8 protein-coding genes and 1 tRNA gene are annotated in these 6803 nt (G+C 31.1%); 6 read left to right on the top strand and 3 right to left on the bottom strand.

Going from position 1 to position 6803, the window contains the following annotated elements:
• Window positions 1–46 precede the first annotated feature (46 nt).
• Both ACOI1C_RS08380 and ACOI1C_RS08375 read right to left on the bottom strand, forming a co-directional pair.
• Window positions 47–1714 (bottom strand): hypothetical protein, encoded by a 1668-nt coding sequence (locus ACOI1C_RS08380; protein ID WP_422509845.1) that lies wholly within the window; start codon window positions 1712–1714, stop codon window positions 47–49.
• A gap of 547 nt (window positions 1715–2261) precedes the next feature.
• Entirely contained in the window at window positions 2262–2465 is a 204-nt protein-coding gene (locus tag ACOI1C_RS08375; protein ID WP_422509843.1) for a hypothetical protein, read from the bottom strand.
• Window positions 2466–2682: 217 nt separating this feature from the next.
• Here ACOI1C_RS08375 and ACOI1C_RS08370 point away from each other — a divergent pair, with 217 nt between their 5' ends.
• Entirely contained in the window at window positions 2683–2997 is a 315-nt protein-coding gene (locus ACOI1C_RS08370; protein WP_422509841.1) for a hypothetical protein, read from the top strand.
• Window positions 2998–3621: 624 nt separating this feature from the next.
• Complete coding sequence (locus ACOI1C_RS08365; protein WP_422509840.1) at window positions 3622–4752, top strand: tyrosine-type recombinase/integrase; 1131 nt, start codon at window positions 3622–3624, stop codon at window positions 4750–4752.
• Between the two features lie 111 nt (window positions 4753–4863).
• Here the strand turns inward: ACOI1C_RS08365 and ACOI1C_RS08360 are convergent.
• Window positions 4864–4935, bottom strand: a tRNA-Val gene (locus ACOI1C_RS08360).
• Between the two features lie 274 nt (window positions 4936–5209).
• On the opposite strand from ACOI1C_RS08360, the gene ACOI1C_RS08355 reads away from it, so the two are divergent.
• The 4 genes from ACOI1C_RS08355 (at window position 5210) to ACOI1C_RS08340 (ending at window position 6752) form a co-directional block, all read left to right on the top strand.
• Window positions 5210–5440, top strand: a complete 231-nt coding sequence (locus ACOI1C_RS08355) for a hypothetical protein (RefSeq protein WP_422509838.1) — start codon at window positions 5210–5212, stop codon at window positions 5438–5440.
• Window positions 5441–5613: 173 nt separating this feature from the next.
• On the top strand, window positions 5614–5871 hold the full coding sequence (locus ACOI1C_RS08350) for a hypothetical protein (RefSeq protein WP_422509836.1): 258 nt from the start codon (window positions 5614–5616) through the stop codon (window positions 5869–5871).
• Window positions 5872–5927: 56 nt separating this feature from the next.
• Window positions 5928–6191 carry a hypothetical protein gene (locus tag ACOI1C_RS08345; protein WP_422509834.1) on the top strand — a complete coding sequence of 88 codons (264 nt, stop codon included), beginning with the start codon at window positions 5928–5930 and terminating at the stop codon, window positions 6189–6191.
• 66 nt (window positions 6192–6257) lie between these two features.
• A complete protein-coding gene (locus ACOI1C_RS08340; protein WP_422509832.1) occupies window positions 6258–6752 on the top strand; it encodes a metallophosphoesterase family protein in 495 nt (164 codons plus the stop codon).
• Window positions 6753–6803: the final 51 nt, after the last annotated feature.

The following is a 6803-nucleotide window of genomic DNA, read 5'->3' as shown; positions in this document are numbered from 1 at the left end:
CTATATTATTAATTTACAATCTTTACTAAAAGACCACATTAATAAATTATTTTTTCTTCAGTAACTTTTTCTCTAAAGACATCAAAGACTTTTCCGGATTTTCAAATGACATCTCGTATATTTTCTTATAACTGTTATACAATTGTTCATTAATCCATTTACTTCTTTTTATAGGAATATTAGAATGTTCAAGAAACCATGTGAATGATTGAATATCTGATGATTCGAACTTATTTATTAAGTATCTAAAAATTGGTGGTTTCTTTCCTTTACGGGATATTAAATAACACATTGCATCAATATCTGTGATGCTAAAGTTGAAATAACCTTTTACATTATCACTAAGAGATTCTTTTAATCCTTCATCTACTTCCTCGTAAAAGGATGGAACAGAAGGGAAGTTATTTATGTTAACAGATATTATATATATATTTTGTACACCCTTAAACCTATTGGAGAAACTCGAATTTAGTATATTCTGATATGCTTTATCCGCTTGTATAATTGGATCAATAAATAACTTTTTAAGGTCCTTTTTGATAGATTCTTTGTCAGCATTAATGCTTGAATTCACTGTAGGTCTCGCACCTTTTGCTTCAAAAATAATTAAATCCTCATTCAACCTCAAATAAAAATCAGAAGAAAGGGACGGACTTTTTGTTCCATAATCAAACTCCTCAATATACTCATAATCAAACCTAGAATTTTGAATAGCTTCTTTCAATATAAGTTCGATATATTTTTCGAAGGGACGTCCAAAAAAGGTAAGAAATCTTCTATCTTTTTCAGGGTAACACCCTCTTATTCTGTGATATAAACCATCAAAGATCCCATTTGAAATAATATCATAGTTAAAAGGAATAAATTCAACCGAATTTAATTTTAGTAAAGGAAGCTCTTGGAGTTTTAGATAATTCCAGCTGTTATCTATAGTAGAGCTAGCCCATTTTTGTGCCTCAGTAATATTTATGGATAAATCATCAATAATTTTTGGTGCTATATGCTTTAACTCTGTATTTTTAAAAAACTCATTTTTATTTTTCACCCAAGTTGTTGAAAAAGGAACCCTCTGTGGAAGCACCAAAGTCAACAAGGCAAAATTAACAGCTAAATACTGTTCAATTGAATAACCATAGAAATTAACGAAATCACTATTTATATCCAAAAACTCTTTTTCTTTGTATAACTCCTGCTGTTTTGATAATTCAGAGTAGATAAAGAAAGCTCTCGCTAATTCATTTCCTAAATTGGTATGTTTTGAAAAAGAAAGTACTTGTAATAAAAAATCATCTGGTTCTATGTGTTTTGGTAAAAAATCTGATACTTTCAAGAACAAATTTATTGTATTAAAAAAATCTTCCTCTTTGATTTCTTCTTTTAGTGTTGATTCTTGCCCATACGCTAATAACCATTTATAGAAATTTAATATTGCCTGCGAAGCAAATAATACTTCATCTTTATTTTTTTCTGTATTTATTCCTAATATGTTACTAATTGAGCCAAGATAAGAATTTTTCACATACTCTGCAGCGTTTTTTTCCATTGCAGCAAATTGTGATACTAAAATTAACGTCTTCTCTAAGTTAAGGGACTTTATTGAGTCAATTACTTGTTCTTTAATTGGTTCTCTACCGAAGATTTGCTCAAAAGTCATAAATGGTTTGGCTGCTTTTGCAATAGCACCGTAATTATATTTTTTCTTTTTAGTCTCCAATAAACTTCTTCTCCCTACCAACAACCGTTGCTTTTATCTACTATTGTCCATCTACTCTAGGTTAAATTTAAACAATAAATCGCTACCAGACTGATCAACAAGATAATGAACTAATACCTTGCAAGGAAACCAATTTGCGAATCATCCGTTCGTTTTACCAGTATAATACATTTTAAGGATATAAACCTTAATTTACAATCCTCCATTTATACAAATCGACCATTTACTTTAGAACATTCTGCCACAAAATTACTTAAAATTGCGTAGTAATAGTCTACTACATAATATCAAAGTTGCTATACAATCTGGCCATTAAATGAAAATGGACGCATCCTTTTTCTAGGAAAGCGCCCGATTGTTGAATAACACTATGTACATAAAATAACTAAGATGAATTAAAAAAGCAGTGGAACCCATTCGGCTGCTCTATTTGTTATCGTATTGTTAAAACATATGAGCTTTGTACTGCGAATTCACTTGTGAATTCGCGTTTTACACCTCTCAACCGAACCCATTAAGAAAATATATCTTACACTTTTAGCCAATATTAAACTTTCTTTATTATAAATTCATACTCATTTGGTTCTGCATAGCTTTCTCCAGCCAGTTCAAGTTCATCTGCTCCGGTCATAAAATTATTTATTGCTTCGTCTTTTGCGTATTCAGCATCTTCTTTACTGTGATATATTTCATCGTCAGCTTCTTCAAGGTTTCCATCAAATTTATTTTTCATATATATCTTATAAGCCATTTTATACCACCTCCTTATTTGAGGATATTATAACTCTTTTCTTTTGTTTAGTATCTATTTTTTATAAATTTAGAAATAAATTTCCATTGTTATCTTTGAAATATGACGTAAGGAATACTAGCATTAAAACTTTCTTTTGATTTAACAGTTTCAGTTCCGTGTTTTTCCTAAAGCCTTTATACTTATTAAGTACTTATATTAATAAGGGGGTTTTTTTATGATAGGTATTAAAATTAAGTGTAGCGAACAACACTGTGGTAGACCTTTATCTAATATCGATGATTTTACAAATAGAAATCATCGAGAACAATTAAATACGGATTTAGGAAAAGTCACAGACGATTTTTTCGGTCTTGGTAATGGACAAGTTCAGATTGAAACTTTTGAAGACTTGGATAAATTATCTAGTTTGCATTTAATCTGCAATAATTGTCAAAATGAAGACAAACTTAATGAACTGAAAAAGAAATTGAGAGAAAAATTTACTAATTTAAGAAACAATTTAGCAGATAAAATTTCAATAGAAAATTAAGTTTTTTCCTAACCCTGAAAGGAAACTTTCAGGGTTTAAATTGGTTATCTTATTATAATAAATAAAACAAGATTTTTATTGAACTTAACTACCAAGCTACTTTTAATATAATTCTTCACAAATCCAATTTCCTAATTAAATGTTACTCCATAATCTGGCCCGTTTGTTGAATACCTACTTCCGATAAATAAAACCTCTATGAAAAAGTACATTCTTTCATAAACGAAAACATTTGCTGCGTAGTATACGTCTACTACGCAATACAAGGGTTTTTCTATAATCTGGACCGATTGCGGAAGAAGAGACCAATATACGATTGTTAATTTCAGAAAAATAGATCATATAATCCTCGTTATATATTCTTATTCTCACAAGTAATATTGTAATCAAATCTAGTTATTAATCTTAATTTTCTTTTGAATTTAATAAGTAAAATAAGGCCTAAAAATGATAGTAAATAACTAAATTCTTCAACCCAGTTCTATTATTGTAAATATTCCTAATCATATATATAGCACAACACTCTATTAAAGATCTTTTCTGATAAATATATTTATTTATCAGATATATCCTCTAAAAATTGGAGATAAATGTAGATAACAATCTTTCATAAGGAGGTTCTCTATGAGGGGATCGATAGCCAAAAGAGGTAACACCTATACATACATCGTTGATATTGGAAAAGACCTAGCTACAGGTAAAAGAAGACAAAAAACAAAAGGAGGATTCTCAAAGAAAAAAGATGCACAGATAGCGATGATTAAGATCATTACAGAAATCAACGAAAATACTTTTATCGAACAGAGTCCCGAAAATTTCTCCGATTTTATTACGGACTGGATGGTGAATCATTACAAAAGAAGAGTAAAAGAAACTACTTTTTCAAGTAGAAAATACTTGATTGAAAAGCATTTACTAAAAGATAATCTCTTTTCAAAAGTTCCTTTATCAAGTATTACAACAAAACATATAGATAATTTTTATAATATTAAATTGGAAGCTGGTTACAGCAGAAGTACCGTAAGAAAACTTCATCAACTTTTGAACCTTGCACTTACTCAAGCAGTTAAATGGAACAAAATTAAATTTAATCCTGTTCTAAATACAGACCCACCTAGTGAAGCAAAGAAAGAAATACAAATTTGGTCATTTGAAGAAATTAGACAATTCCTTAAAAAATGTTCAGAAGAAAGACTCTACATTGCTTTTCTTTTAGCCATTTATACAGGAATGAGGAAAGGAGAAATTCTTGGATTAAAGTGGTCGGATATCAATTTCACTAAGAAAACAATAAAAACCGAAAGAACTTTGTCACACATCCCTAAATTAGGTTATATCTTGACCAGTGTAAAAACAAAAAACTCCAATAGGCAGATTCCCATCTCTGATAATATTATCATCGAATTGAAGAAGCTAAAGGATTCACAAATAACTCTAAAGAAACGTTTGGGTAGTCTATATCAAGACAGTAACTTAATTATATGTACAGAAACGGGGACATTTCAGGACCCGAAAAATTTAATGAGAGTTATGAAACGTGCTATAAAAAATTCTGGAGTATCTACTATTCGATTCCATGATTTGAGACACACTCACGCATCTATCCTTCTTTCAGAAGGTGTGGATATTGTAAAAGTTTCTTCAAGATTAGGTCACTCAAACCCAAAAGTAACTTTAGAATTCTACGCACACTTAGTACCAAATATAGATGACGATGTTGCAGAAATCTTCCATAGTGCTATAGGAAATTTTTGATGTTAGCAAAATGTTAGCAAATCGAATTTCTAAATAATAATAGTGATTATTATCAATAGTAAAAAAAGCTGAAACCCTTGATAAATCAAGGGTTTCAGCTTTTTAATCAGATGACCCGTGAGGGATTCGAACCCACGACCCCTACCCTGTCAAGGTAGTGCTCTCCCACTGAGCTAACGAGTCGTATCAAAATAAGAATAACTTAAAATAATATATCTAACTTTTCACTAAATGTCAATGTGTTTTTTTTGCAAGCTTTAAACTATTTTTATCTTCACTTATAATCATGGAAGAATATCAATTGCCTATTATTCAACAATTATTGTAATCATTTTACTTTCCCTTCTAATGATTGGCTGCTAAAGCTTGCTTGCTGGATAAATAAATAAGAACACACATTCTTAAAACGTTTGCATAAAGAACATTAGTTCGGTTATAATAAGTATGAGGTGAGATGATGAATCCATTTTTTCAAACACTTAATCGAATTCATGAGAGTAATAAATTAGCTGAAATTATTTATTTATCAGCTTCTGGGGATCTTTCACATCGTGCTGTTATTGTAAAAAAAGTAACTCCTTATTATTTTCAAGGCTATTGTTTACTACGAAAAACGAATCGAACATTCTCCTTACAAAATATTCTTTCTGTTTACCCGAAGAATAGTAAACGAAGCTCTGCGCTCTAAAGAAGTGTAAAACATTCCAAAAAAAGGATACTCGTCTCTTGTCTACTCATGAATACCTCTTTAGCCTTGATTTTCTTCCCTTAATCTACCAGCACTTCAATCTATCTATTAATCAATAATTTCATTATGATAGCATTATTAATGCTAAACTAATTGGAAAATTGGTGATTAAAATGATTCTATTAAATTGGAGCTACACAAAAAGATGTACTATAAAAGCTAATTTCGACTACTGCCCAAATTCAACAGTTATCTTCCGCCCAATCCGAGATTACTATTTTGTATATACGATTAATTGGTCTAATACAGATTCCGTTGTCACTAGAGACGAATTAAGCAAAATGGAACAGCTCGTAAATGAAGAACTTGGCACCAAACACCAGTATTACAATCGAAAATCTATTTCTAAAAATCCAGCATTACTTACATAACCCAATAAGCTTTCAGTCACACTAAGAGTGACAACAGAAAGCGAGGTATCAAGCCAATGAAACAGGTGCAATACATTATTAAAAAAAAATATTTCCAAGATAGTTCATATGCCCTTCAAGTAAGTCACGAGTTAGACAATGATTCAGAAGGCTTAATATTTGATCGTTTCATTCATGATCTAGGTGCAATGCTTCATTTAGATGTTCTTTATGAGAAGGTAGTAGACAATGCCGAACAGTGGTATATCGGTGGTGATCAGCATCTTCAAGTATTATTATATGATCATGATGAAGAGTATCTCCTTTCTCTAACACTCTAACAGCTCATGGTAATGAAATCATCCATAATATTTCGTTAAATTTCCAATTATGAGGGAGCTAACTGAATGAGAATTGTCGTACTAGCTGACACACATATGCCCAAAAAGGCAAAAGTGTTGCCAGCCGAATTAATTCAAAATTTGGAAGAATCTGACCAAATCCTCCACCTTGGTGACTGGCAATCACTTGACTTATTCGATGAACTCCAAAAATTCGCTCCAGTAGACGGAGTCGCTGGAAATGTAGACTCAGAAGATGTTATCTCGCGACTCGGCTATCAAAAAATTCTTACTTTTAATGATTTTCGTTTCGGATTAGTGCATGGACATCAAGGAAAAGGTCCCACCACAGAAGATAGAGCACGTAATACATTCAGAGATGAGCAATTAGATGCCATCCTATTTGGTCACTCTCATATACCAGTATTAAAGGAAAGACATAACATCACTTTATTTAACCCCGGTTCTCCAACTGATAAGCGGCGTCAGTCTCATTTTTCCTTTGGCATCATTGATCTATCCACCACGACCACGATCTGTTTTCAACATATTTTCTTTTAATCCTAAATTTAGAATGAACCTCCTTCTTCTTACTAATTAGACTCAACTTCA

The sequence above is a fragment of the Bacillus sp. DJP31 genome, assembly GCF_049310945.1.
In the GTDB taxonomy this organism is placed as follows: domain Bacteria; phylum Bacillota; class Bacilli; order Bacillales; family SA4; genus Bacillus_BS.
Note: the sequence above shows the minus strand (reverse complement) of the source record. Positions and strands in the feature narration are given on the sequence as shown.